The organism is Paraburkholderia sp. SEWSISQ10-3 4 (assembly GCF_030464785.1).
Taxonomy (GTDB): domain Bacteria; phylum Pseudomonadota; class Gammaproteobacteria; order Burkholderiales; family Burkholderiaceae; genus Paraburkholderia; species Paraburkholderia aspalathi.
In genome coordinates this window covers 38,145-63,261 of sequence record NZ_JALPRI010000018.1, presented here as the reverse complement: position 1 = coordinate 63,261, position 25,117 = coordinate 38,145, and the positions used below count along the sequence as shown (strand labels likewise).

Annotated in this window: 22 protein-coding genes; 10 read left to right on the top strand and 12 right to left on the bottom strand. The window is 61.7% G+C overall.

The annotated features are described in order from the left end of the window. Positions 1-35: 35 nt before the first annotated feature. Positions 36-1,244, bottom strand: a complete 1,209-nt coding sequence (manD, locus tag M0D68_RS26845) for a D-mannonate dehydratase ManD (RefSeq protein WP_266225901.1) — start codon at positions 1,242-1,244, stop codon at positions 36-38. A gap of 227 nt (positions 1,245-1,471) precedes the next feature. Between manD and M0D68_RS26840 the strand changes: the two genes are divergently transcribed. Further along, positions 1,472-2,962: a mannitol dehydrogenase family protein gene (locus tag M0D68_RS26840; protein ID WP_266225899.1), complete on the top strand. Its 1,491-nt coding sequence runs from the start codon at positions 1,472-1,474 to the stop codon at positions 2,960-2,962. Positions 2,963-2,973: 11 nt separating this feature from the next. Here M0D68_RS26840 and M0D68_RS26835 read toward each other — a convergent pair whose 3' ends face one another. Both M0D68_RS26835 and M0D68_RS26830 read right to left on the bottom strand, forming a co-directional pair. Continuing rightward, positions 2,974-4,767, bottom strand: coding sequence for a GGDEF domain-containing protein (locus tag M0D68_RS26835; RefSeq protein WP_266225897.1), 1,794 nt, complete (start codon positions 4,765-4,767; stop codon positions 2,974-2,976). Continuing rightward, complete coding sequence (locus M0D68_RS26830) at positions 4,767-5,915, bottom strand: PotD/PotF family extracellular solute-binding protein (RefSeq protein WP_266225895.1); 1,149 nt, start codon at positions 5,913-5,915, stop codon at positions 4,767-4,769. Before M0D68_RS26830 ends, M0D68_RS26835 begins: the two co-directional genes overlap by 1 nt. A gap of 690 nt (positions 5,916-6,605) precedes the next feature. Between M0D68_RS26830 and M0D68_RS26825 the strand changes: the two genes are divergently transcribed. Next, positions 6,606-7,388: an ABC transporter substrate-binding protein gene (locus M0D68_RS26825; RefSeq protein ID WP_093634793.1), complete on the top strand. Its 783-nt coding sequence runs from the start codon at positions 6,606-6,608 to the stop codon at positions 7,386-7,388. 312 nt (positions 7,389-7,700) lie between these two features. Continuing rightward, on the top strand, positions 7,701-8,816 hold the full coding sequence (locus M0D68_RS26820) for a succinylglutamate desuccinylase/aspartoacylase family protein (RefSeq protein WP_256456751.1): 1,116 nt from the start codon (positions 7,701-7,703) through the stop codon (positions 8,814-8,816). A 159-nt stretch (positions 8,817-8,975) separates the two neighbouring features. On the opposite strand, the gene M0D68_RS26815 is transcribed toward M0D68_RS26820, so the two are convergent. Then, complete coding sequence (locus tag M0D68_RS26815; protein ID WP_093634794.1) at positions 8,976-9,782, bottom strand: MetQ/NlpA family ABC transporter substrate-binding protein; 807 nt, start codon at positions 9,780-9,782, stop codon at positions 8,976-8,978. A 299-nt stretch (positions 9,783-10,081) separates the two neighbouring features. On the opposite strand from M0D68_RS26815, the gene M0D68_RS26810 reads away from it, so the two are divergent. Then, a complete protein-coding gene (locus tag M0D68_RS26810) occupies positions 10,082-11,224 on the top strand; it encodes a porin (RefSeq protein WP_093634795.1) in 1,143 nt (380 codons plus the stop codon). Between the two features lie 117 nt (positions 11,225-11,341). On the opposite strand, the gene M0D68_RS26805 is transcribed toward M0D68_RS26810, so the two are convergent. Together M0D68_RS26805 and M0D68_RS26800 are read right to left on the bottom strand one after the other, a co-directional pair. Further along, the gene (locus tag M0D68_RS26805; protein ID WP_200652609.1) at positions 11,342-11,665 is read right to left on the bottom strand and encodes a type II toxin-antitoxin system HicB family antitoxin; all 324 of its coding nucleotides are present in this window, start codon (positions 11,663-11,665) and stop codon (positions 11,342-11,344) included. After that, positions 11,655-11,906 (bottom strand): hypothetical protein, encoded by a 252-nt coding sequence (locus tag M0D68_RS26800; protein ID WP_063499892.1) that lies wholly within the window; start codon positions 11,904-11,906, stop codon positions 11,655-11,657. The genes M0D68_RS26805 and M0D68_RS26800 overlap by 11 nt, the downstream gene beginning before the upstream one ends. 157 nt (positions 11,907-12,063) lie before the next feature. Between M0D68_RS26800 and M0D68_RS26795 the strand changes: the two genes are divergently transcribed. The 3 genes from M0D68_RS26795 to M0D68_RS26785 all read left to right on the top strand — a co-directional run bounded on the left by M0D68_RS26795 (position 12,064) and on the right by M0D68_RS26785 (position 14,312). Continuing rightward, positions 12,064-12,453 (top strand): DUF6232 family protein, encoded by a 390-nt coding sequence (locus M0D68_RS26795; RefSeq protein WP_093634797.1) that lies wholly within the window; start codon positions 12,064-12,066, stop codon positions 12,451-12,453. A 149-nt stretch (positions 12,454-12,602) separates the two neighbouring features. After that, on the top strand, positions 12,603-12,944 hold the full coding sequence (locus tag M0D68_RS26790; RefSeq protein ID WP_266225893.1) for a hypothetical protein: 342 nt from the start codon (positions 12,603-12,605) through the stop codon (positions 12,942-12,944). A 264-nt stretch (positions 12,945-13,208) separates the two neighbouring features. Beyond that, positions 13,209-14,312 carry a hypothetical protein gene (locus M0D68_RS26785; RefSeq protein ID WP_266225891.1) on the top strand — a complete coding sequence of 368 codons (1,104 nt, stop codon included), beginning with the start codon at positions 13,209-13,211 and terminating at the stop codon, positions 14,310-14,312. Positions 14,313-14,413: 101 nt separating this feature from the next. Here M0D68_RS26785 and M0D68_RS26780 read toward each other — a convergent pair whose 3' ends face one another. Further along, positions 14,414-16,867, bottom strand: a complete 2,454-nt coding sequence (locus M0D68_RS26780) for a glycogen/starch/alpha-glucan phosphorylase (RefSeq protein ID WP_266225889.1) — start codon at positions 16,865-16,867, stop codon at positions 14,414-14,416. Between the two features lie 755 nt (positions 16,868-17,622). On the opposite strand from M0D68_RS26780, the gene M0D68_RS26775 reads away from it, so the two are divergent. Continuing rightward, positions 17,623-18,990, top strand: a complete 1,368-nt coding sequence (locus M0D68_RS26775; RefSeq protein WP_211700999.1) for an MFS transporter — start codon at positions 17,623-17,625, stop codon at positions 18,988-18,990. Between the two features lie 60 nt (positions 18,991-19,050). Here the strand turns inward: M0D68_RS26775 and ltaE are convergent, their stop codons facing one another. The 3 genes from ltaE to M0D68_RS26760 all read right to left on the bottom strand — a co-directional run bounded on the left by ltaE (position 19,051) and on the right by M0D68_RS26760 (position 21,449). Further along, positions 19,051-20,058, bottom strand: a complete 1,008-nt coding sequence (gene ltaE, locus M0D68_RS26770) for a low-specificity L-threonine aldolase (protein WP_266225888.1) — start codon at positions 20,056-20,058, stop codon at positions 19,051-19,053. Positions 20,059-20,226: 168 nt separating this feature from the next. Beyond that, the gene (locus tag M0D68_RS26765) at positions 20,227-20,991 is read right to left on the bottom strand and encodes a murein hydrolase activator EnvC (protein ID WP_200621288.1); all 765 of its coding nucleotides are present in this window, start codon (positions 20,989-20,991) and stop codon (positions 20,227-20,229) included. Positions 20,992-21,137: 146 nt separating this feature from the next. Next, positions 21,138-21,449 carry a cupin domain-containing protein gene (locus M0D68_RS26760; protein ID WP_054041883.1) on the bottom strand — a complete coding sequence of 104 codons (312 nt, stop codon included), beginning with the start codon at positions 21,447-21,449 and terminating at the stop codon, positions 21,138-21,140. A gap of 248 nt (positions 21,450-21,697) precedes the next feature. Between M0D68_RS26760 and M0D68_RS26755 the strand changes: the two genes are divergently transcribed. Then, complete coding sequence (locus M0D68_RS26755; RefSeq protein WP_093634804.1) at positions 21,698-22,018, top strand: hypothetical protein; 321 nt, start codon at positions 21,698-21,700, stop codon at positions 22,016-22,018. Between the two features lie 168 nt (positions 22,019-22,186). Further along, positions 22,187-22,948: a DUF2968 domain-containing protein gene (locus M0D68_RS26750; protein ID WP_200621286.1), complete on the top strand. Its 762-nt coding sequence runs from the start codon at positions 22,187-22,189 to the stop codon at positions 22,946-22,948. A 131-nt stretch (positions 22,949-23,079) separates the two neighbouring features. On the opposite strand, the gene M0D68_RS26745 is transcribed toward M0D68_RS26750, so the two are convergent. Together M0D68_RS26745 and gndA are read right to left on the bottom strand one after the other, a co-directional pair. Next, positions 23,080-23,397 (bottom strand): DUF4148 domain-containing protein, encoded by a 318-nt coding sequence (locus M0D68_RS26745; protein WP_093634806.1) that lies wholly within the window; start codon positions 23,395-23,397, stop codon positions 23,080-23,082. A 265-nt stretch (positions 23,398-23,662) separates the two neighbouring features. Continuing rightward, on the bottom strand, positions 23,663-25,072 hold the full coding sequence (gndA, locus tag M0D68_RS26740; RefSeq protein WP_200621285.1) for an NADP-dependent phosphogluconate dehydrogenase: 1,410 nt from the start codon (positions 25,070-25,072) through the stop codon (positions 23,663-23,665). Positions 25,073-25,117 lie beyond the last annotated feature (45 nt).

The following is a 25,117-nucleotide window of genomic DNA, read 5'->3' as shown; positions in this document are numbered from 1 at the left end:
GATTTTGTAGTTAGGGTCAGTCGAGCAAAATCAGCTCACCAGTTCCATAGCGTTCCGTCTTCAAGACGTGCGACCGGCAGATACGCGGGATCGTAGGGATACCGCGCGGCCGCTGCTTCGTCGATATCGACGCCGTGGCCCGGAGCCTCGCCGGGATGCATCATGCCGCGCTCGAAGCGCCATGCATGCGGGAATACGTCGAGCGCTTCTGGCGGAAAGCCCATGTATTCCTGCACCCCGAAATTCGGCACCCACAGGTCGAAGTGCAGCGCCGCGCCCATGCACACCGGTGACAGATCCGATGGCCCGTGACAGCCGGTTCGCACCTGGTAGAGCGAAGCAAAATCCGCAATGCGCCGCAGATGCGTAATGCCGCCTGCGTGCGTCAGGGTCGCGCGGATATAGTCGATCAACTGTTCCTCGATCAACTGCTTGCAATCCCAGATGCTGTTGAAGACTTCGCCGACGGCGATCGGCGTGACCGTATGCTCGCGAATCAGCCGGAAGCCGGCCTGGTTTTCCGCGGGCGTCGGATCTTCCATCCAGAACAGGCGATACGGCTCGACCGATTTGCCGAGACGCGCGGCTTCGATCGGCGTCAAACGGTGATGGACGTCATGCAGCAAATGCGTATCGAAGTCGAATTTGTCGCGCACGGCTTCGAAGAGTTTCGGCACGAAGTCGAGATACTTTTCCGACGACCAGCTCTGCTCCTCCACCGCACCCTTGGTAGCCGGCTCGTACATGCCGCTGCCTTTCGACACGCCGTACACCGAGCGCATATTCGGCACGCCGCATTGAATGCGAATGGCCTGATAGCCGGCTTCGATGTGTTCCTCGTAACGGTCGAGCGCTTCGGGAATATCGCGGCCGGTGGCGTGGCCATACACCATCACGCCCTCTCGCGAGGCGCCGCCGAGCAACTTGTACAGCGGCATGCCCGTTACTTTGCCGAGAATGTCCCACAGCGCCATATCCACCGCAGCGATCGCCGACATCGTGACAGGGCCGCGGCGCCAGTACGCGCCTTTGTAGAGGTACTGCCACGTGTCTTCGATACGGCCGGGATCGCGGCCGATCAACAACGGGCACACGTGGTCTTTCAGATACGAAGCGACCGCGAGTTCGCGGCCGTTCAGCGTTGCATCGCCGATGCCGTATACGCCTTCATCCGTGACGATTTTCAGTGTGACGAAATTGCGGCCCGGGCACGTGACGATCACGTCGGCGCGAACGATCTTCATGACTTCTTCCTTGCAGAGGCAAGCCGCGAACCGCGCACAACGGCGGCATACGACTGGCTGTTTTTCATGTCGATTTTTGGCTCTGGTTGCAGTGGAAAATCGCACTCGCCAACCTGTCTCAAACCGTTTGAACGATGCTACCATACAAGTATAGCGACACGTCAAATCAGGGTTTTCCCGTTGAACGGCGTCGGTTTGAAGCCTTTCCGCAACCTGGAATTCGTCACATGATTTCTGTAGCCACCTTGCCTCGCCTCGTCCGCCAAGCACTGCCCACGCTGCAATCACACCTGCTCTCACCGCAATGGCAGGAGCCGCGCATCGGCATCGTTCATCTGGGGATCGGCAACTTCCATCGCGCGCATCAGGCCCTCTATACCGAAGAGGCCATGCTTGCCGCGGGTGGTGACTGGGGGATTTGCGGTGTCACGCTGCAAGGCGATGTCGACAAGCGCGATGCGCTGATGGCGCAGCAAGGTTTGTATAGCGTGGTTGAGCGCGGCCCGCATGGCGCTAAGGTGACGGTCGTGCGCGCGCTACGCGAAGTGCTGGCCATGCCGCACGATCGCGCCGCCCTGTTCGCGCGTCTCGCGGATCCGCTGGTACAGATCGTCTCACTGACCGTCACGGAAAAAGGCTATTGCCGCGACCCGAAAACCGGCGAGGTCGCGCTGGATGATCCCGCCGTTGCACACGATCTGGCCAACCCGCTCGAACCGCGTACCGTACCGGGCATCCTCGTCGCGGCATTGCGCGAGCGGCGCGACAGCGCGAGCGGCAAACCGTTCACGGTGCTCTCGTGCGACAACCTTTCCCATAACGGCGCCGCGCTGCGCCAGGTAGTCTGTTCGTTCGCGCGGCAACGCGATCCCGAGCTGGCCGACTGGATCGCCGCCCACGTTGCGTTTCCGTCGACGATGGTCGACCGCATCGTGCCGGCCACCACGGATGCCGAACGCGTCACCGTGGCCCACGCCATCGTTTATGAAGACACCGTACCGGTGCCCTGCGAGCCGTTCCGGCAGTGGGTCATTGAAGATCGTTTTGCGGGGGGACGTCCCGCATGGGAGGCAGTCGGCGCGCAACTCGTGGAAGACGTGACGCCGTTCGAACTGGCGAAGCTGCGCATGCTGAACGGCACGCACTCGACGCTGGCCTATCTGTCGATGCTCGGCGGCTTCGAGACGATCGATGCAGCGATCTCTCACCCGCCCATGCGCAATCTCATCCACGCGATGATGACGGAAGAAATCGCACCGACGCTTACCATGCCCGCATCATTCGACCTGGCCGCCTATCGGGACGCACTGCTCGAGCGCTACACGAATCCGGCGCTGAAACATCGCTGCGCGCAGATCGCGATGGATGGCAGCCAGAAGATTCCACCCCGTCTGCTTGCAACGATTGCGGCGCGGATCGGCGCGGGTCAACCGTTCACGCGTCTCGCGCTGGCGATAGCGGCCTGGATGATGTTTTTGTGCGGCCACGCGGACGACGGCACGCGTTACGAAATCAGCGATCCGCTGGCCGGCAGATTGAAGACGCTCGTGGCGTCCGCTGACGGTGAGCCGCAAGCGTTGATGGATGCGTTACTGACTGTGCGTGAAGTGTTTCCGGAAGATCTGGCCGCCCTGCCCGAGTTCAGAAAAACGCTTCGACACGCATTGCAGCTGCTTCACGAACACGGCGCACGAGGAGCCATCACAGCATTGCAATGAAATTCGGCGCTTCAGGCCGTCGGCTCCGCCTCACGGCCTTCCGTTGCCCCTTCGCTCTCCTGCTCACGCTTGCGCGCCGCCAGCACATCCTGGTAGCGCAGATAGCCACACCGTCCACCGGCTTTGGCTGCATACATCGCCGCATCGGCATGGAGCAGCAACTCCTCCACCGTGGCGCTATCCTCCGGAAACTGGCTGATGCCGATGCTCGCGCCCACCGTCATGCTTTGTCCGTCGATCACCAGTTCTTCGTTCAACGCCCCCATGATGCGCGAGGCAATCCCCGGTGCGGCCTCCGCGGAGCGCGGCCCCTCGATCAACACGATGAACTCATCGCCGCCGAGGCGCGCGGCAACATCCGCCGTGCAAAGCACCTTCTTCAGCCGCTTCGCCACGGCGGCGAGCACCTTGTCGCCAATCGAATGGCCGAACTGGTCGTTGATCTGCTTGAAGCGGTCGAGGTCGACGAACAGCACGGCAAGCCCTTCCTGACGCCTTGTTGCTTCCTCGATCGCCGCCTCCAGCTTCTGCATGAACAACATGCGGTTCGGCAGGCCGGTCAACCCGTCGTGCGTGGCGAGATGCACGAGCTCACGTTGCTTGTTATGCAGCACGTCCATTTGCGACTTGATTTCCCGGCGCAAACGATCGAAGCAGCGCGCGAGTACGCCGATCTCGTCGGTACGTTTGAGCGGCAGCGTTTCCATCGTGTGCTCGGCGAACAGATGCGTCGCCGCATACGCGAGGATGTGCAAAGGCTTGGTCAAGGCGCGCGCAAACAGAATCGCGAGGAACAGCGCCAGCACGCTGAATATCAGCACCATGCGAATGATTCTGTTACCCAGTTGCGTAGCGCCGGACAAGACATCCTCGAGCGGCTTGGCAAGGCCGATCACGATAAAACGGTTGCCTTCGGATGCGCCGAACGGTCTGCGCACGAAAGCAAGCACCTGGCCGGCCGCCTGCCCCGGCCGCACGAGACCGTTCAGCAGAACCTCGCTTTTTGACTGATCGAAGAGCGGCTTGGTGGCGGAAAAGCTGTCCTGCATCAGAACGCGGCGGCCCTTGTCGAAGCCGAACGTTTTCGAGGCATCCGGATGGACCAGGAAATCGCCCCATTCGTTGGCGAGATAGACCTGATAGTCGCTCGGCAAGTCGCTCTGCAAACGGTTGAGCAGTCCGGCCAGATCGATATCGATAATCACGACGCCCACTACCGCGCCACTCGCGTTCGCCACCGGTGTGCCGAGCCGCAGTGTCGGTTTGCCCTCAGCGGCATGCGCGCCATACTCGTGATTCACCGCGATCGGCGAAGTGTAAATGCGTCCGGGCGAGAACCCCAGCGTGTCGAACACATACGCAAACTGGCCTTTTTCCTGCAGGTTGTTCCCCTCAACCCGCACCAGGCCGTCCGCATCGCGGTCGAAACGGATCAGCTCGAGTCCGTAGTGCTTGCGGGCAATGAAACGAATCTGCAGGTACTCGGAGTGATGAATCATGAAGCTGGCATACACCTGCGCCAGCTGTTCGCGCTGCGCATTCGCGCCGACGCCGTTGTCGGTCTGCGCGACGTCCGCCAGAGAGGGCAAACTCGCGAGCACCAGCGCGTCTGCGGCAACATCGTCGATCGCCACGGAAAAGCGCTGTCCCAACAACTCCGTTGAGGTCAGCAGGCTGCGTTCGGCTTCGTTCACGAGCATCGTACGGTTGGCACGATACGTGTAATAACCCGTTGCACCGGACGCGAGCACGCCAATGCACGCAAGCAGAATCGATAACTTGAATGTCAGGCCGGGGCGCATCATCAGAAACGCTCCGACCTGTCGCCGGACACGATTCTGCTCCACAGATCTTCGCGCCGCTGAATATCTTCCACCGGGCCGATCCAAAGGATATGCGCCTTGTCGCCGTTCTCCGCCGGCGCCGTCAGCGTGTTGGCGAGCCCCTGGCGTTGCGTCAGCAACGCACTGACGTCCGGTTCGAGCATGTAGTTGATCCACGCAAGCGCGAGCGGGCGATCCTTGGCGGAACGCGTCATCGACCAGCAGTCCAGCCAGGCGAGCACCCCTTCTTCGGGAATCACGTAGCCCACGTCGGCGCCCGCGCGGCGCAATGATTCAACCTGCTGGGTGCCGTAGTTGCCGAACATCAGGGCAACTTTGTGCTGGATGAAGAACGCGGTCGCTTCTTCAGGCAACGTGTAATAGGTCAGCAGGTTGCGGCGCAGGTCGACGAGCTTGTGAGCGATCACGCGCATCTGCGTGGCGTCGAGCTGGAAGGGATGCGGATAGCCCAGCGCCAGCGCGGTGAACGAGAAATTATGCTGGGCGCTATTGAAGTCGAGCACCTTGCCGCGATAGCGCGGGTTCCACAATTCGCGCATCGAGCGCGGCGCAACGGCGATCTGCTTGCGGTCATAGATCAGCCCCATCGACGAGTACGTGAATGGAATGGCGTACACATTGCCTGCCGAGGTCAGCCCTTCGATCGCCGACAGCGCCTGAAACCGCGGCAACTGTTTTTTCGTATTCGGCAAACTGGCAAGATCGAGCGGCGCCAGCAGATTCGCGCGGGTATAGCGCTCGATTTCAGCAGTATTCGCTGCGAGCACATCGAACTGCGGCATGCCCTGAGCATGCATCTGCGCCCATAGCGCCTCGTCGGAATCGACCAGCGTGACTTCGACCTTCGCGTTGTAGCGTGACTCGAAAGTCTTGACGACGTCAGCGTCCGCATAACCGGGCCATGCCAGCACACGCAGAACGTTGTCGGCGGCCACGACGGGTGCTGAAGACAAAAGGCTACAGCAGAAAGCGGCGTTTATCAGTAATGTCAAAAAAGCGGAAAACGCGCGGCCGCGCAGTGACTTCGCGCGTGCCGCTGCGACTGCAGTTCGGCTCCGGCGCGATGGTTTGAAACAGCGCATTTCGTCTGCCATCGAAATCGTGTGCATATACAACCGCTTAGCAGAATGTCATTAAGACGAACGCAAACAGGCGCGCGGTATTTAATCGCGGGCGTAGTGCTCGATGACTTTGTTCAGACAGATACCGGTGCAACCGTACGCTGCAAAGGCAGCCGTGCGGAGCGTTGATCATAGCGCCAAGCAATGCATTTTTGGTTCCGGCCCCGCCTCAATCGAGAAAAAACAATTGGTCAGGTGAGATTTAACAAATACGCTCATCTGTATTTAACGGTTGTTCTCGCGAAATCTTTAACTTCGGCGACGCTCAATTGAGACAATCACGGTCGCGTAATAGTCTGCAATAACTGCTGGTAATAGCGCCATTCTGAATACTGGTTTTGCCGGCACAGCGCAAGGTGCGAAGCACGCCGGAAAAGCGCCGTGGGTAGCCAACTTCATTACGGCTCCTTTACGCGACAACAGGTAGCATCCCAAGGCCATGCAATTCGCATGACGACCCCGTCGAAACTCCACCACATTCAGGCTTTAGAAGCTATTCCCGTGCGCTATCCGGTGTTTCACTAGCTACCCAATCTTTTTGAACTGATAAGCTTGGCGCGCGCTGCTGGCCGCCCCGGCCGGCAGCTTCAACCCAAGCCCGGTCGTGAGTCGCGCCGGGCGTCCCGCAGCGGCACAACCGCATACGGGAGTATTCGAACTACACCGAGGAGTTAAACAGTGAAAAAACTGCTAGCGGCTTTGACGGTTGCTCTGCTTGCAACCGTCTCGATTGGCGCACACGCTAAAGATTGGTCGACAATCCGTTTCGGCGTTGACGCCAGCTACCCCCCGTTTGAGTCCAAGGGCTCCGACGGCAAGCTCGCGGGCTTCGACATCGACCTCGGCAATGAAATCTGCGCGCGCCTGAAGGCCAAGTGCGTGTGGGTCGAAAACGACTTCGACGGCATGATCCCGGCCCTGAAGGCGAAGAAGTTCGACGGCGTGCTGTCGTCGATGTCCATGACGCCGCAACGCGCTGAGCAGATCGCCTTCTCGTCGAAGCTGTTCAACACGCCGACGCGCCTCGTCGCGAAGAAGGGTTCGGGCATTCTGCCGACCGCCGATTCGCTCAAGGGCAAGACGGTTGGTGTCGAGCAAGGCACGATCCAGGAAACCTACGCGAAGACGTACTGGGAAGCGAAGGGCACGAAGGTTGTGCCGTATCAGAACCAGGACCAGGTCTATGCCGATTTGCTGTCGGGCCGTCTGGACGCAGCGCTGCAAGACGCAGTGCAAGCTGAGATCGGCTTCCTGAAGACGCCGCGCGGCGCGGGCTTCGACTTCGTCGGCAAGGACCTCGACGATCCGAAGATCCTCGGCAACGGCGCAGGCATCGGCATGCGCAAGGAAGACACCGATCTGAAGGCGAAGGTCGACAAGGCGATTGCCGACATCATCAAGGACGGTACGTACAAGAAGCTCGAGAAGAAGTACTTCGACTTCGACGTGTACGGCAGCTAAGCCTGTCACGCGCGCCTGACGGCGCGCTTGCCGGCTTGCAGAAAACGGGCTCCGCATCACGCGGAGCCCGTTTCGTTTGCGGGGCCGCTTTGCCGCGCCGCCCGGACTGTGATCGAACCGGATAGCCCGGCCCGCGTGCCACGCGCGATCCAAACGGCGCCGCCTAAGACCACGCGCCGCGTCATATCGGCTAAGATCGTGCGCTAGAGGCGCTGCGAACCCGCCCGCCAATGCCCGACCTTTAAACACCCTTTCCCCTTGTAATCAACGACATAGCGCGGCACGCCCCAGATGCCCGCGGATTTGAAAATCATGCAAACCCAAACCCATCCGCTGATTGCCCCGACGCTCGGCACCGCCCGTAATCTGACGAGTTTTCACTATGGTCCCGGCGGCGGGCAGAAGATTTACATCCAGTCGTCGCTGCATGCCGACGAGTTGCCTGGCATGCTGGTTTCGTGGGCGTTGCGCCGCAAGCTCGCCGCGCTAGAAGCCGCCGGCAAGGTGCGCGGCGAAGTCGTGATCGTGCCGGTGGCCAATCCGATCGGCCTGAATCAGCACTTTCTCGGCCATCTGACGGGCCGCTTCGAAACCAACAGCGCGCAGAACTTCAACCGCAACTTCTACGAACTGTCGGCGCTGATTCAGCCCGGCATCGAAGCGCGCCTGACCGACAACATCGACGCCAATCGCACGGCGATCCGCGCGGCAATGCGCGAAGCGCTCGACGCGCAAGCGCCGGTCACCGAACTCGAATCGCAACGTCTGGCGCTGCAAAAGCTCTCGTATGACGCCGATGTCGTGCTCGATCTGCACTGCGACTGGGACGCCGCGATGCACATCTACACGAACCCGGACCTGTGGCCGGAAGTCGAGCCGCTTGCCTGCTATCTGGACGCCAAGGCGTCGTTGCTGGCGCTGAATTCGGTGGGTAATCCGTTCGACGAAATCCACAGCTTCTGCTGGTCGGATCTGCGCGGCCGTTACGGCGACCGTTTCCCGATTCCGAACGGTTCGGTCTCGGTCACGATCGAACTGCGTGGTCAACGCGACGTGTCGTACGAGTACGCGGAGCGCGACGCTCAGGCGATCATCGAGTACCTGACCTCGCGTGGCGTGATCGACGGAACGGCCGCTCCGCTGCCGGCGCTCGAATTCGCCGCTACGCCGCTGGCCGGCGCCGAGCCGATCGTCGCGCCGATCAGCGGTGTGCTCGTGTATCGCTGTGAAGTCGGTACCTGGGTCGATGTCGGCCATGAGATCGCCGATATCGTCGATCCGTTGACCGATCGCGTCATCACGCTGAAGAGCACCGTAGCCGGTGTGCTGTATGCGCGGCATTTGACGCGCTTCGCGACGGCCGGGCTGGAATTCGCACGCATTGCCGGTGCGAAGGCGTTCAGAAGCGGATCGTTGTTGAGCAACTAACTAAGGAACAATTGAAGCCGCGCTTTCGCAGGATTCATCTGTAAAAGTTGCGCCTGCAAAGCAAAACGCCCGCTATTTCAGCGGGCGTTCTGCGTTTACGGGTCTGTTGCAAAAGAGCGGATTACTCAAAGGCGACCGGAAAGCCGCCTGTAAAACCGCTCAGAAAGCCGGAATGATCGCGCCTTTGAACTGCGTGTCGATGTATTTGCGCACTTCATCCGACTCATACGCCGCGACCAGCTTCTTGACCCACGGCTTGTCGCGGTCCTGCGCGCGCACGGCGATCAGATTCGCGTACGGACCTTTGAGGTCCTCGATTGCGATCGCGTCTTTCGTCGGCTGCAAGCCGGCCTTCACCGCGTAGTCCGTGTTGATCGACGCCGCGTCGAGGTCGTCGAGCGAACGCGGCAATTGCGCGGCGTCGAGTTCCACCAGCTTGATCTTCTTCGGATTCTCGGCGACGTCGAGCGGCGTGGCGTTGACGCCGTTCGTGCCGACGCCCGGCTTCAGCTTGATCACGCCGTACTTCTGCAACAGCAGCAGCGCGCGGTTGCCGTTCGACGGATCGTTCTGGATGCCGACCTTCGCGCCTTCCGGCAAGTCCTTGAGCGACTTGAGCTTTTTCGAATAGAAGCCCATCGGCGACACATAGGTCAGGCCGACGTTGACGATCTTGTAGCCGCGCTGCTTGATCTGGCTATCGAGAAACGGCTGGTGTTGAAAACCGTTGGCGTCGAGGTCGCCGGCGTCAAGTGCCGCGTTCGGCTGCACGTAGTCGTTGAATTCGATGACCTTCACATTCAGCCCTTCGCGCGCCGCCACCTTGGTCACGACCGACCAGATTTGTGCGTCCGGGCCGCTCATCGTGCCGATCTTCAGTTGTTTGTCGTCGGCGTGCGCAAACGTTGCCGTCAGCGAAACGGCGGCGATAGCGAGCAGATTCTGGATGATTTTCCGGCGTTGCATGCATTTCCCCACGAGCGATTTTGATTGGCAGGTGCGGATCCTCGCATGCAGCAAATGCCCCCGAAAACCAATCGTTTTTCACACGCTTATATGCACGATCTGGAAAAAGCTTATGCGCGACGTGCCTTGCTCGATTTCAACTGGCAATGCTATGTGAGTGTCGCGCCAGCGCGACAGATTACAAAAATAAGCAAAGCTGTCACATACCTTACTCTGCATTCCCTTAAATTTCGCTCCATCTCACGACCTTACCTAAGAGTACGGCGTGGTGATCGCTTAATTTTTAATCGGAGAAAGTCTTGAACAAGAAAGTATTGGCCGCCGCTACGCTCGCCGTCTTCGCCACCGCCGCACACGCACAAAGCAGCGTCACGCTGTATGGCTTGATCGATGCCGGTTTCACCTATGTCAACCATGCTGGCCCTCAAGCCCAGAAGCTTTATCAATACGGCGACGGTGTCGCCCAAGCCAGCCGTTGGGGCCTGCGCGGTACGGAAGACCTCGGCAATGGCCTGAAGGCGCTGTTCACGTTGGAAAACGGCTTTAACTCCGGCACCGGCGCGCTCGGCCAGGGCAGCTCGCTGTTCGGCCGTCAGGCATACGTCGGTCTGTCGCAGAACGGCATCGGCACGCTCACGTTCGGTCGCCAATACTCGTTCTCGACGGACTTCCTGGGTGGCGTGTACAGCAACGGCAGCCAGACCGTCGCGGGTAACTACGGCTATCACATCAACGACGTCGACCAGCTCACGTCGAGCCGCGTCAGCAATGCGGTCAAGTTCACCAGCGCGAACTTCGCGGGCCTGACCTTCGGCGGTATGTACGGCTTCTCGAACCAGGCTGGTGCATTTGCTGGCGCGCCGGGCGCAACCGGTTCGTCGTCGGTGTACAGCTTTGGCGTGAACTATGCGAACGGCCCGTTCGGCATCGGCGCTGCGTACACGGACATCCGCTACCCGGGTTCGGCATCGCCGACCACCTTCTCGACGACGCTCGCAAACTCGGCGATCAGCGGTACGGCTAAGGACCTGTCCACGGTCGGCGTTGGCACCAAGTACTCGATCGGCGCGGCAACGATGTGGGCTCTCTGGACGCACACGAACATCGAACAGATCACCGGTCACATGACGACGTTCAACGCGTACGAAGCAGGCGGCAAGTACGCCTTCACGCCGGCACTGACGGGCGCGCTGGGCTACACGTACATGCAGTCGAAGGACCAGACCAACGGCCACTGGAACCAGATCGACGCCAGCGTCGACTACGCATTGAGCAAGCGCACCGACGTGTACCTGCTGGGCGTTTATCAGGCAGCTGCGGGCAAGACGTCGAAGAATACCGGCCTGCAAGCGCAGATCGGCTCCAGCACGAGCAGCTTCCTGCCGGTGGCAGGCGCAAGCACGCAACTGGCAGTTCGCGCAGGCCTGCGTCACAAGTTCTAAGCGAGTTTTACCTGGTCGGCGAGGAGCGCGAGTTCCTTGCTGTCCTGAGGTTCTGGAAAACGCCCTGCGGGGCGTTTTTCTTTTAGGGGAGCGGTTTTCGCGTGCCCACGTCGACACCTATGCCGCAAGCTTCATACTCACCAGCCGATTCAGGCTGACGCCCTGTTCAGCCGCTTGCATTGCGAGCGCGCGATGCTGCTGCGGCGGGATCCGAACTCTAAACTCGCCGCTGTAGCGCTTCTCGGCCAATGGTTCCGGTACCGCCTCCCCGCCTTCCTGCATATCTGCGACTGCTTCGGCGACCGCAGCGCGAATTCCCTTCAACGCGGCATCCGGCGTGCGCGCAAGCCACGACAAGGACGGAAACTCCGCGCACAAGCCGACATGTTCGCCGTCCTCGGGCGACCAGGTAACGCGATAGGTGTAGTGATCAGCGGGCATGTTGACTCTCCGTGAGCTTTTCTATGGCTTGTAATACCTGACGTACCTGGTACGCCTTGGCTTTGCCGTTATCGTTTTGAATGTTGACGCGAGGATCTCCCGGCCATGGGGTTTTGAACACTGCGTGGCTCGTGCCCGAGCGGCGTGGTTCGCCAAAATATTGCGTGCATACCTTGAGCAACGCCGAAAAGCGGACGTTGGTCGGCTCACGGCGCATCTGGCCAAGAATTTTCTCCGTCATGAATCAATGGTGCCATTAGTGATACCATTTTTCAAGCTTCTGGCCAAAGTGTCACACTGATCAAATCCGCCAGCAGCGTCTTCCTCCCCCCGCCACTTCCAGCGCTGCCGCCGCATCTGGTACGCTGCGCCCTTTGCTACCGCTTGCATTGGACTCGATGGAAACCCCTTTCAACGACCGCGGCGTGTCGGTCACGCGTAACGCACTCTCGTCGGCCGGCCAGGTCTTTCCGCTGCGCGACATCGTCGACGTGCAAGTCGTCACCGTGCAGAAGAACAAGGCCCTGCCCCGTGCGATCTCGTTGCTTGGACTCGTGGGCGCGATTGTCGGCGGGATATTGCGCTCGCCGGTCGGCATGGTGTGCGGCACGATGCTGGTCGTGGTCGGCTGGCTCACGTGGGCGACCCAGGACATCACGCATCGTCTGATGGTGCAGACCGCGAATGGTCTGCGTGAGGCGCTTATGAGCACCGATCGCGAGTTCGTCGAGCGCGTTGCCGCAGCCGTGCACGAAGCGAAGAGCGTCGCTGTAGCGCCCAAGGCCTGAGCAGCCGCCGTCCGATATACGCGAGGCGCGGCGCGTTAACACAAAATTGATTCGCGACGCGGCAGCTTTTGCGCGTCGTTGAGGCGCGCGTCGTTAGAGTGGTTGGGTATCAACAACGCGCGCCGCCTCGCCGAATCGGCGCAACCACGATGCTCACGTCAGTTGCAACGTCTGAAGTCCCCATCCCGCGCGCAGCGCGCGAATCACGTCTTCCCCGCCGCACGCATGTCGTCGTTCCGCTCGTCATCATTGACGTCACCGTGCCCGGCACCTCGTCGGCACACGGGCGGCGCGCGTTGCATACCGCCCTCGGCGACGATCTACGCCTCTACGTTGTTACCGTCGACCAGCAACACGAGCGCGTAACCTTCCGTGTCGAAGTCACCTCGCGCACCCTCGACGATGTGATCGGCCTGCTGACATGCGCTCTCGACCGCGCCACGCTCGGCCGCGCGCAAACCACCGTAATCCGCCGTCCGCGCGACTATTGACATAGATCAACGCTTGCACGGGCGACTTGCTAGCCGTCCCCAAAACCTTTACACATCTTTGCAAATGCCCGCGGGTGGCCGTGTAGAGTCGCCGCTCCTGTTATCGCGTGTTCCCTCCCGCAGGCCCCCGCAAGCGTTCCGGTTTTTCCGCTCACGCCGCGGCAATCCAGTGAGATTGCCGCCAGTGCTGTTCGAGTTGTCCGACCCGCAGCCCACGATGCATCGCCTTCGCCAGGGACCCGCCTTTTTGCAAAGCGTGATCCTATGTTCCTGTCGTCTCTCGATGCCGCACGCCGGCATGTCGGTTCTCATTTTCATTCTCAATTTCGTCGCTCAGCTTCGGCGGCACTGCTTGCAGCCGGCGCGTTCTCCACGCTGACCGGCTGCGCCGTCACCTTCCCCACCCCCACGCCGCCAGCCCCCAATGCCGCGCTGATCAACGGCGGCAACGATGGCCTGCTGATTCCGCTGCACGTGGAGCGTGCCGACGAAGACCACGCGCGCCTCGGTCTGCCGGTTCAACTCGACGGCAAGCCGGTTTACATGGCGCTCGACACGGGTACGCAAGGCACGCGGGTGTTGAAGTCGGTGCTGCCCGGTTCGGGCTACACAAGCGCCGGCGGCGTGACATCGTTGTCGTTCGCGAACGGCGTGGAGGTGCTCGGCTCGGCCGTGAAGGTGCCGTTCAGCCTCGCCGGCACCACCCCGACGCCGATTGCCGCGCAAGCGGTGGACGTCGTGCGTTGCTTGCCGAACGCGCGCAAGTGCGTCGGGATGGACGGCTACACCGGCGAATTCGGCTGGGCGTTTTCCGGCATCCTCGGCGTCGGCGCCGCGCAGCCCGACGACAACAGCTACACGCAACCGTTGCGCGCATTGCCCGGCAACATCGGTCAACGCTATCTGGTGCACGCGAACTTCGCAAAGCCGTACATGGTGTTGAGCCCCTCGAGCACCATCACCAAAAACTACACGATGGTGCCAATGACAATGTCGAGAGACGGCACGGCGCAATGGCCACGAGGCTGTGTGAACGTGGCTGACAAGATGACCTTCTGCGCGCCGCTGGTGTTCGCAACCGGCAGCACCGGCATGATCCGCCTCGAAATGGACAAGGCGCCCAACTGGACCGGTGACGGCGATGTCGGCAACGTGCTCGATCAGGGCAACTACGAGACGGCCATCGGCACTGGATCGTGGGTGCACCGTTACGAGAAGGCGCAAGTCACGATCGTCAAGGCGAAGCCGGACGCTAACCGCATCGTGGTCGGTTTGATGGCCATGCAGAACATCGACGTGTTATTCGATTTCCCGCGCGGGCAGTTCGGTTTGTATGCCGCGCAAGAGAGCGAACGATTCGCCCCGTGATAGTCATCGATCGATAAAGAAAGGCCGTGCGAAAAATTTCGCACGGCCTTTTTCATTTGAGCAAGCGCCATACACAAACGTGCCTGCGTCACTCCACCCCGTCACTCCATACTGAGCGGGTTCACGTGCCAGATATTGCGCGCATATTCGCCGATCGTGCGGTCCGACGAAAACTGCCCCATGCCCGCGACGTTCTCGATCGCGCTCTCGGTCCACGCGCGCCGGTCGACGAAACGCGCATCCACTTCGTCCTGCGCTTTCGCAAACGCAGCGAAATCGGCGAGCACCATATAGTGATCGCCCCAATCCACCAACGTGTGGAAAATGTCCGAGAAGCGCAGCGGATCATCCGGTGAGAAGTAACCCGTGCGAATCTGGTCGAGCGCCATGCGCAGTTCCGGATTCTCCTCGTAGACTTGCCGCGGCCGGTAGCCAGTGGCGCGCAGGTTGTCCACTTCATCAGCGGTATGGCCGAAGATGAAAATGTTGTCGTGTCCCACCGCGTCGCAGATCTCGATGTTCGCGCCGTCCATCGTGCCGATCGTCAACGCGCCGTTCAACGCGAGCTTCATGTTGCCGGTGCCTGACGCTTCGGTGCCGGCCATCGAAATCTGCTCGGAGAGATCAGCCGCTGGAATGATCAACTCGGCCACGCTCACGCCGTAGTTCGGCACGAACACCACCTTGAGGCGATCGCCGATCAACGGATCGTGATTCACCTTCTCGCTGACATCGCCGATCAGCTTGATGATCGTCTTCGCCATGCGATACGCGGACGCCGCCTTGCCGGCGAACATCACCACGCGCGGCACCCAATCGCGCTCCGGATTCGCGCGAATCTGGTTGTAGCGCACGATCACGTGCAACACGTTCAGCAACTGCCGCTTGTATTCGTGAATACGCTTGACCTGAAGATCGAACAACGCATCGGGATCAAAGTGCAGTTTGGTGTGATGCGCAAGCCGCTGCACGAGCCGCAGTTTGTTCTGCCGCTTCGCTTCATGAAAGGCGTCGATGAACGCGCTGTCGTTGCGCAGACTGCGCAGTTGCTCCAGCTCGAACAGATTGCTGCGCCAATGCTTGCCGATCTGCTGATCGATCAGCGACGAGAGCGACGGACTCGCCTGCGCCAGCCAGCGCCGCGGCGTGATGCCGTTGGTGACGTTGGTGAAGCGGTCCGGATAGATGCGCGCAAAGTCGGAGAAAATATCGCGCGTCATCAGTTGCGAATGCAACTTCGATACACCATTCACCTTGTGACTCGCGACGATCGCCAGATACGCCATCCGCACACGCCGCTGGCCATATTCGTCGACCAGCGAAATGCGGCGGATCATCTCGCCGTCGTGTCCCGATTGCTCGCTGACATGCTTGAGAAAGCCCGCATTGATCTCGAAGATGATCTCCAGATGCCGCGGCAAAAGACGCGCGAGCATCTCGACGTCCCACGTTTCGAGCGCTTCGGGCATCAAGGTGTGGTTCGTGTACGAGAAGATCTTGGTGACGTGATGCCACGCCTTGTCCCACGGTTGATGATGAACATCCACCAGCAAGCGCATCAATTCCGGAATCGCCAGAACCGGGTGCGTGTCGTTGAGATGCACCGCCACCTTTTCGGAGAAGCGGCCAAACGTGCTGTGCGTGCGCTGATAGCGGCGAATCAGATCCTGCATGGTCGCCGAGACGAAGAAGTATTCCTGCCGCAGCCGTAGTTCGCGGCCGGCCGGCGTCGAGTCGTCCGGATACAGCAGGCGCGAGACGTTCTCCGACATGTTCTTCGTATCGACCGCGTTGCGGTAGTCGCCACGATTGAACGCACCGAGATCGAGTTCTTCGGTGGCGCGCGCCGACCATAGGCGCAGCGTATTGGTCGCGTCTGTCGCGTAACCTGGAATGACGGTGTCATACGCGGTGGCGTTCACATGCTCGGTGTCGATCCACTCCACATGCTCGCCGCGCTGCACCGTGCGGCCGCCGAAGTGCACCATGTACTTGATCTCGGGCCGCGGAAACTCCCACGGATTGCCCGCGCGCAGCCAGTAGTCCGGCGCTTCGACCTGCTCGCCGTCGACGATCTCCTGACGGAACATGCCGTATTCGTAACGGATACCGTAGCCGAAACCCGGAATGCCGAGCGTCGCCATCGAATCGAGAAAGCAGGCGGCGAGGCGTCCGAGGCCGCCGTTGCCGAGGGCCGCGTCCGGTTCGATATTGACCAGCATGTCCATATCGACGCCGAGATCCGCAAGCGCTTCCTTCATCTGATCGTGGATGCCGAGCGCCAGCAACGCGTTCGTAAACGTGCGGCCGATCAGGAATTCCATCGACAGGTAGTAGACGCGTTTGACGTCCTGTTCGTACTGCAGGCGCGTGGTCTTCATCCAGCGCGCGACCAGCCGGTCGCGCACGGCGAGCGCCGCGGCGTGCAGCCAGTCATGTGGATGAGCGGTGACGGCGTCCTTGCCGACGCCGTACATCATGCGATTGGAAATTGAGCGCCGTAGCGCGTCGACGGTACTGTTGAGCTGGTCGAATTCCAGATCGACGGCTGTCATCGAGGCCTCCGGGGAAAAAACGACGCGACATACGCGAACCGCATAGATGACGGACGGGAGGCGCGTGTCGGTCAGGCGGGTTAGCAAACAGAGTACGACATTTTACGGCGCAGGAACACCGCCGGGCGCGAGCGGGTGGTCATGCACATGCCATGCCCGCCGACATACGGGGCTTCACGCATTTCACACGCATTCCGCGCACGCACGCGGTGCAGCGGTAGCCTGTGCGCGGCACTAGGCGCGTGCATCGGCCCGCAAAACAGGCAAACGATATCAAGCGATGAAAGCCGACTGCATGGGAGAGAGGCAGCACGATTATCTTTTTCGACGTGTGACGTGCCGATGAAAGCGTTGACCGGTTCAATACGTGGTCACATCGGCGCGCCTCGTCTGCTGAACTGTTATGCCGAAGCGATATGCGATAACGAGGCGCCACGCCGATTCGAAGACGCCGGGCGGACTTGACCGTTAGTTGCGTTGAAGACGTCCGATCAAGCGCCCCGCCCTGCCGCCCTCCCAGCACGATTTCCACGTCTCTGTAACAATCACTTCATTCGCCGCGCGCGCCGCCCTGACCGCTGGACTCGGGCCCCGCGCTTCACGCCACGCAACCCTGCCGCCTGCACGCCGCAGCGCCGTCCCTCCGGCGCGCCCGGCGCTGCGGCATGCATAACCCGACGAGCCACGCCTTGTCCGACAAACCCAGCGCCGCCCGTGGCGCCACGCTCGACCAGACCTTTCCGACGGACGGCCCGATGAGCGCCGCCAATCGCCGCGCGATGGCCGCGATCATGCTCGCCGTCGCGCTCGCCACGCTCGATACCGCAATCGCCAACACCGCCCTGCCCGCCATCGCGGCGGATCTGCACGCGGCGCCCGCGGCTTCGGTGTGGATCATCAACGCCTACCAGCTCGCAATGGTCGCGACACTGCTGCCGCTCGCCGCACTCGGCGACATCGTTGGGCATCGCAGGATTTATATCGGCGGCATTGCGCTGTTCACGCTGGCGTCGCTGGCGTGTTCGCTCGCTTCGACACTGCCGATGCTGGCCGCCGCGCGCGTGCTGCAAGGTCTCGGCGCGAGCGCGATCATGAGCGTCAACACGGCGCTGATCCGCTATCTGTATCCGCCGCATCGACTCGGACGCGGCCTCGGCACTAACGCGTTGATCGTCGGCGTATCGTTCGCGGTCGGGCCGACGGTGGCCTCGCTGATTTTGTCCGTTGCCGCGTGGCCGTGGCTGTTTGCGGTCAACGTGCCGCTGGGTCTGCTGGCGCTGGCCTTCGCATGGCCGGCGCTGCCGCACACCGAGCGCGGCAAACACAACTTCGACCCGATCGCGGCGCTCCTCAACGTGATCACCTTCGCCGCGCTGATCTTCGCGCTCGGCGAAGCGGCCCAGCGCGCCTCGACACAACTGGTGCTGAGCGCGGCCGCGATCGCCGTGGTGTTCGGCGTACTGCTGATTCGTCGTGAAGCCGGTCACCCCGCACCGATGCTGCCGGTCGATCTGTTCAAGCGGCCGGTGTTTGCGTTGTCGGCAGTGACTGCGGTGTGCTCGTTCGCCGCGCAAGGGTTGGCGTTCGTGTCGCTGCCTTTCTACTTCGAGGATGTGCTGCATCGCAGCCAGGTCGAGACCGGCTTTCTGATGACGCCGTGGCCCGTGGTGGTCGCACTGGCCGCGCCGCTGGCGGGCAGTCTGTCCGATCGCTATCCACCGGGCCTGCTTGGCGCGATCGGCCTGGCGGTAATGTCGGCGGGGATGGCGTCGCTGGCGTTGTTGCCGGTGCATCCGCATGTGCTCGACATCGGCATTCGCATGGCGATTTGCGGTGCGGGCTTCGGCTTCTTCCAGTCACCCAACCTGAAGGCATTGATGGCGAGCGCGCCGCCCGAGCGCAGCGGCGGCGCCAGCGGCATCGTCGCGACTGCCCGGCTGCTCGGACAGACCACCGGCGCTGCGCTGGTCGCGCTGAGCTTCGGTATCGCCGGCCGTCATGGGCCCACACTCGCGCTCAGCGCCGGCGCCTTCTTTGCCGGCGCGGCGAGCCTTGCAAGCGGACTGCGGCTGTTCGCGCCTTCGCATCGCTCAGGCGCGCACGCGAAAGCGTCGGCGAAGTAAACAAAACGGGCGCACTGCTGTGGCAGTGCGCCCGTTTTTTCTTCCCGGCATTTCGATCGATCAATGCGCGGCGAAATACCCCTTCACCGCGGCGATAAACGTATCGATATCCGCACGCGACACATCCTTATGCGTGACGAAGCGCGACGCATACAGCATCTGCGTGAGGATCCCGCGCTCCTTGAGCCACGCTTCGAGCGGTACGCAATGTTGCTGCGGAAAATGCGCAAACACCATGTTGGTCGCGATCGATTGCACCTTGACCTGGTCGATCGATTCCAGACCGGCCGCCAGATGCGCGGCGTTGGCGTGATCGTCGGCAAGACGCTCGACGTTGTGATCCAGCGCGTACAGGCAGGCCGCCGCCAGCACGCCGGCCTGACGCATCCCGCCGCCCAGCACCTTGCGCCAGCGATGCGCCACGTCGATCAGCGCCTGACTGCCGACCAGAACCGAGCCGACCGGCGCACCGAGGCCCTTCGAAAAACAGATCGAGACTGAATCGAACCGTTCACACAGCGCCGCAACCGGCTTGCCCGATGCAACCGCCGCGTTGTAGACCCGCGCGCCGTCGAGGTGAGCCGACAAGCCATGCTTACGCGCCAACTGCACCGCCTCGTCGACATAACCCGCCGGCAGCACTTTGCCGCCGATGGTGTTTTCCAGCGCCAGCAGCCGCGTACGCGCGAAGTGGTTGTCGATCGGCTTGATCGCGGCGGCGATCTTCTCGAGCGGGATCGAACCGTCGGCGGCATTCTCGAGCGGCTGCGGCTGAATGCTGCCGAGCACCGCGGCGCCGCCGCCTTCGTACTTATAGGTATGCGCCAACTGGCCGACGATGTATTCGTCGCCGCGCGCGCAATGCGCCATCAACGCTGCCAGATTGCTTTGCGTACCGCTCGGAAAGAACAGGCCGGCTTCCTTGCCGACACGCTCGGCGACCGTTGCCTGCAGACGCAGCACGGTTGGGTCGTCGCCCCAGACGTCGTCGCCCACTTCGGCGGCCGACATCGCCGCGAGCATGGCAGGAGTTGGACGGGTTACGGTGTCGCTGCGCAAATCGATCATGGTGAAAACCTCGTGTGTCCCTGTTTGTGTCAATGCATGACAGCCTGTGATCGCCGGCCCGCGTACCGCTTCATCTGCTTCGATGAACGGCCACGACTCCGGCTGTTGAGCCACACAGTGTATTCAATTAATTAACGCGGCGCTGAAAACCGCGCTAATAGGCGCGGTTCACCCACCCGACTTCGGCAGCCACGCAAGCGGGTCGACCGGCTGGCCATTCTGACGGACTTCGAACTGGATCGACGCCACGCCGCGGCTATCCACGCCGACTTCGCCGATGGTTTGTCCCTGCGCGACAGCATCGCCTTCCTTGACCAGCAGCGTGCTGTTCTGCCCGTAGGCGGTAATCAGCGAATCGTCGTGCTTGATGATGATGAGCGGACCGTACGCCTCGATACCCGTGCCGGCGTAAACCACCCGGCCGGTCGCGGCGGCCTTGACCGGATCGCCTGCGTGGCCGCCGATCACGATACCGTTCGACTTGCCCGGCGCAAAGGCTTTCAGCACGGGACCCCGCAACGGCCACAGCAGCACGCCTTGCTGCGGCACGCCGGGCGTGCCAGGCGTCGCGGCAGCGCCATTCTGACCGGCAACACCGACCGGCGGCGTCACCACGCTACCCGACGCCATGGGCGGCGCCACTCGCAGCACCTGCCCCGGATTGACCGCCGCATTCGCTGCGAGGCCGTTCCATGCCGCAATCTCCTGCGGCTTGCGACCGTACGCCGACGCGATGCCCGCCAGCGTGTCACCCTGATTGGCGCGGTAGTAACCGGCTGGCACAGGGACGGTGCCAAGGGTAGTCGGGCGGGACGGCGCACTGCTATAGAACGGCGTGCTTTCCCACGGCATCGACGTACAACCGCTGATCATCACGCCGAGTGTCGCCGAGATCAGCAACCGGGTCGCCGTGAATTGCCATTGTCTTGTCATGTGATTTTCCTCGACACTTAGATTCAATCGGATTCAATCAGCCCCAAGCATTCGCCGTGCCGCTCGCCACGGGCGCCACGGCACTTATCCATTATGCCGCCGTGCGCGCTGGCAACGGCTTCGACACGGCATGGGCCAAGGAACCGTCAGACACTGCCCTCGGCCTCGACCACCAGAATGCGCGCCACACCGATCGGATGCGCAACGTGTTCGGTGCCCACCGACGCGTAGAACACATCGCCCGTTTCCAGAATCGCCGACTGTTCCACGCCGCCTTCCCGATAGCGCATCTCCACGCGGCCGTCGAGCACGGCGAACACTTCCTCGCCGTCGTTGACATGCCATTTGTACGGCTGATCAGTCCAATGCAGGCGCGTCGTGATGCCGCCCATGTTGGCGATATCGAGCGCGCCCCACGGACGCGTCGCGGTGAAGCTCTTGCTGCGAATGATCTTCATGGTGAATAGTGGATTGAGAAGCAGACGCTGTCGACGCGTTATCCGTGCCGCATACCAAACCGCCCGGCCCAGCGGGATCACGCGTTTCGACCGACCCCATTATAGGTGTTGCGGCAGGCGCAACCGCCGCCACACGGCCGGGCGAACGCATTCGTGTGATTATTGAATCCTTTTAACCCTCGCCTATACTCAGTCATGCTGCCGCAACGCACCGTACGCAAACGCCTGGATCCAGCGAGGAGTTGAGGATGAACAAAGCCACGTTTCTGGCCGTGCAACTCAACGTCGACGATATTGCGGCGTCGCCCGGTTTGGTCGAGTTGCTGAACACCCATCTGATTTTCGCGGCAGACGTCGCCGAAGCCGCCGACGCGCTGGTCCAGCTGGCCAGCATCGCGGGATTGTCGAGCGGCGTCGAAGCCAGCGTCGAGATTCCGGCACTGGCGATTGAACGGCTGCGCGAGGCGCTCGACAATCTCAGTGGTTACGACGAATCCTGGTTGCTTGCCCTCGAACCCAGCCGCGCGCTGTTCGATGAAATAGGCCGCCGGCATCGCACCTTGCATTAAAGCTGCGCTTGCGGAAAACGCATCCGCACTGCCGCGCACCCCGGTGCTCAGTTGCTAGTACCGCCGGTCCGCCACTTTTCGCTCACCGCCCGAACCGCCAGATTGTCCGGCATGCTTGACTGTCGACGCCGTCTGAAGGTTTCGGGCGAGTCAACCGGAGGAACCGCCGTGAAAAGTCTCCTGAACCGCCGCAGCGTGCTGGCAGGCCCATCGCATCTCGTGCAGGTCGCACGAGAGAACGCCGCCGATTCCGTTTCGCCCGACGACAGCGAGGAGGCGGCGCTGGCCGCGGCGGCCGGCGTCACGCCCGCTGCCGCTGGTGCCCAGCCCGCCCCCGTCGCCGAGCCGGCGCGGCCGGTAACGACGTTACGGCCGGTGCCGGTGGTGCCTTCGCAGGTTAGCGCGCGCGGCGTGCAGATGGCCGACACCGCCGAAATCGAATGGCTCGCCGAAGAAGAAGCGCTGACGCCGTTCCGCGTGTTCCGCAGCTTCGCCTATTCGGTCAGTCTGCTGTTCCACGCGAAGGAACTGACGTACTACGTCGCGCTGTATCAGGACGGCTCGCTGTGGCGCGCGCTCAAAGCCGCCGACCTCGAAGCCGCGGAAGCGGCCTTCCATCACTTCGAGGAACAGGCGACGCGGCTCTCCGAAGGCGAAACGCGCCGCGCGCAACTCGAGGCGCAAAACGAACAGCTGGCGCGCATGATCGCGCGCTCCGAGGCGCAGGCCGAACGGCTGCGCACGGATCTGCAACGGCGCGGCGCGCAGGAACAGACCGTGTCGAACCGGCAGCATCAGGTGCGCAAAGAGGTGTCGCAACTGGAAGCGCAACGCGTCGCCGCGCAGGCGCATCTGAACAAGGCGCATCGGCAGATTCATCAGTTGAATCTGACCAGCAACGAAGGGATTCCGCATTTGCCGAACCGTTGAAGCGCGCCTTGAAATCGATCTGACGGCGAGGCAACGCCGTAAACGACAAAACGCCGCCCGGCAATCCGGTCGGCGTTTTTTTATTACCCGCCGCCTGTCAGCCAGGCGGCGTTCACATCAGTTTCGGCGAATTAGTTGCCGAAGTAGACCGAGTTACGGTCGTTGCCGGTCAGCGGACGGCCGGCTTGCGAGGTGCCAGCGATCGGTGCGCCGTAGCCGCTGTTCACAGCTTGAGCGGTGCCGTTCTGTGCATCGACGCGGGCTTGCGCAGCTTGCAGGTTAGCCGGGTAATCGACATGATCGCCGATCGGGTTGTAACCGGCCTTTTCCAGTTGCACCAGTTGAGCGCGCACTTCAGCGCGGGTAAGCGGCTGGTTCGATTGAGCGAACGAAGCAACAGGAGCGACCAGAGCGGCAGCGACGACAACTGCAGAGATAAGAGTCTTCATGATGTAAACCTCCAGAACTTGTATTTAATGTGCTTTGGGCTCGTTGTCCCGTAGCGCTTAAGTAGAAGTTTAGGAGCGGCAACATCTAGGGGAAACCCCTAAAACGATGAAACTCTATTCCGAAATTCGCAATAGTAGAGGGTCCAGCGTGCTGCCACGCTATCTGCACGATAGCTATCAGCAATAATTGCCCGCCTTGAATTCAATCGCTTATGTGGCCCGGCGCGCCTTGCTGCAAGCGCGCGCCGGGCCACGATTCAAACGCTCAGCTCCAGTTCGCGTGGAAGCTGCCCGGCTTGTCGATACGTTCGAACGTGTGCGCGCCGAAGAAATCGCGCTGAGCCTGCACCAGGTTCGCCGGCAGGCGTTCCGAGCGATATGCGTCGAAATACGCCACTGCCGACGCGAATGCCGGCACCGGCACGCCAGCATTGATGGCGGCAATCACGACTTCGCGCAACGCCGACTGATAGTTCTTCGCGATGTCGCGGAAGTACGGATCGAGCAGCAGGTTGGCGATCGCCTTGTCTTTCGTATAGGCGTCGGTGATCTTCTGCAGGAAGCGGGCGCGGATGATACAGCCGGCGCGGAAAATCTTCGCGATCGTGCCGTAGTCCAGATCCCACTTGTACTCTTCCGATGCCGCGCGCAGTTGCGCGAAACCTTGTGCGTACGAAATCACCTTGCTGAAGTACAGCGCACGGCGCACCGATTCGATGAACGCGTCACGCTCGGCGCCGAGCGGCTTGGCTGCCGGCCCTTCCAGCACCTTGCTCGCGGCCACGCGCTGAGTCTTCAACGACGACAGCACGCGTGCGAACACGGCTTCCGTAATCAGCGGCAGCGGTGCGCCGAGGTCGAGCGCGTTCTGGCTGGTCCACTTGCCGGTGCCTTTCTGCGCCGCGCGATCGAGAATCACGTCGACCAGATCCTTGCCGGTTTCTTCGTCTTTCTTCTTGAAGATCTTCGAGGTGATTTCGATCAGGTAGCTGTCGAGTTCGCCCTCGTTCCATTCGGTGTAGACCTTGGCCAGTTCCTCGTTCGACAGACCGACGACCTGCTTGAGCACGGCATAGCTCTCGGCGATCAACTGCATGTCGCCGTATTCGATGCCGTTGTGCACCATTTTCACGAAGTGGCCCGCTCCGTCCGGACCCATATACGCGACGCACGGCTCGCCGTCCGGCGCCTTGGCGGCGATTTCGGTGAGGATCGGCGCAACCAGGTCATAGGCGTCGCGCTGGCCGCCCGGCATGATCGACGGGCCTTTCAATGCGCCCTCTTCGCCACCCGACACGCCCGTGCCGATGAAATGCAGGCCGGCTTTCGCCAGTTCCTGATTGCGGCGGATGGTGTCGGTGAAATGCGTATTGCCGCCGTCGATCAGGATGTCGCCCTTGTCCAGCAGCGGCTTGAGCGACGCGATGGTGGCGTCGGTCGGCTCGCCTGCCTTGACCATCAGCAGAATGCGGCGCGGTTTTTCCAGCGACTCCACGAAGTCTTCCAGCGTGAAGGCCGGCACCAGCTTCTTGTCCGGATATTCGGCGATGAGTTCGTCGGTTTTCTCGCGGCTACGGTTGTACACCGACACCGCGTGGCCGCGGCTTTCGATGTTGAGCGCCAGATTGCGGCCCATGACCGCTAGCCCCACCACGCCGATTGCCTGTTTGCCCATGTGAATTCTCCAGAGTCCAAAAAATGTCGAGACGCCGCGCCGGAA

Bases quoted from the DNA above. Each gene is read 5' to 3' on its own strand.
- ltaE (WP_266225888.1), bottom strand. From the start codon at position 20,058: ATGATCGATTTGCGCAGCGACACCGTAACCCGTCCAACTCCTGCCATG.
- M0D68_RS26815 (WP_093634794.1), bottom strand. From the start codon at position 9,782: ATGCAACGCCGGAAAATCATCCAGAATCTGCTCGCTATCGCCGCCGTT.
- M0D68_RS26800 (WP_063499892.1), bottom strand. From the start codon at position 11,906: ATGACGGAGAAAATTCTTGGCCAGATGCGCCGTGAGCCGACCAACGTC.
- M0D68_RS26820 (WP_256456751.1), top strand. From the start codon at position 7,701: ATGCAAACCCAAACCCATCCGCTGATTGCCCCGACGCTCGGCACCGCC.
- M0D68_RS26745 (WP_093634806.1), bottom strand. From the start codon at position 23,397: ATGAAGACTCTTATCTCTGCAGTTGTCGTCGCTGCCGCTCTGGTCGCT.
- M0D68_RS26835 (WP_266225897.1), bottom strand. From the start codon at position 4,767: ATGATGCGCCCCGGCCTGACATTCAAGTTATCGATTCTGCTTGCGTGC.
- M0D68_RS26775 (WP_211700999.1), top strand. From the start codon at position 17,623: ATGAGCGCCGCCAATCGCCGCGCGATGGCCGCGATCATGCTCGCCGTC.
- manD (WP_266225901.1), bottom strand. From the start codon at position 1,244: ATGAAGATCGTTCGCGCCGACGTGATCGTCACGTGCCCGGGCCGCAAT.
- M0D68_RS26830 (WP_266225895.1), bottom strand. From the start codon at position 5,915: ATGCACACGATTTCGATGGCAGACGAAATGCGCTGTTTCAAACCATCG.
- M0D68_RS26805 (WP_200652609.1), bottom strand. From the start codon at position 11,665: ATGCCCGCTGATCACTACACCTATCGCGTTACCTGGTCGCCCGAGGAC.
- M0D68_RS26780 (WP_266225889.1), bottom strand. From the start codon at position 16,867: ATGACAGCCGTCGATCTGGAATTCGACCAGCTCAACAGTACCGTCGAC.
- M0D68_RS26795 (WP_093634797.1), top strand. From the start codon at position 12,064: ATGGAAACCCCTTTCAACGACCGCGGCGTGTCGGTCACGCGTAACGCA.
- M0D68_RS26755 (WP_093634804.1), top strand. From the start codon at position 21,698: ATGAACAAAGCCACGTTTCTGGCCGTGCAACTCAACGTCGACGATATT.
- M0D68_RS26760 (WP_054041883.1), bottom strand. From the start codon at position 21,449: ATGAAGATCATTCGCAGCAAGAGCTTCACCGCGACGCGTCCGTGGGGC.
- M0D68_RS26840 (WP_266225899.1), top strand. From the start codon at position 1,472: ATGATTTCTGTAGCCACCTTGCCTCGCCTCGTCCGCCAAGCACTGCCC.
- gndA (WP_200621285.1), bottom strand. From the start codon at position 25,072: ATGGGCAAACAGGCAATCGGCGTGGTGGGGCTAGCGGTCATGGGCCGC.
- M0D68_RS26765 (WP_200621288.1), bottom strand. From the start codon at position 20,991: ATGACAAGACAATGGCAATTCACGGCGACCCGGTTGCTGATCTCGGCG.
- M0D68_RS26785 (WP_266225891.1), top strand. From the start codon at position 13,209: ATGTTCCTGTCGTCTCTCGATGCCGCACGCCGGCATGTCGGTTCTCAT.
- M0D68_RS26790 (WP_266225893.1), top strand. From the start codon at position 12,603: ATGCTCACGTCAGTTGCAACGTCTGAAGTCCCCATCCCGCGCGCAGCG.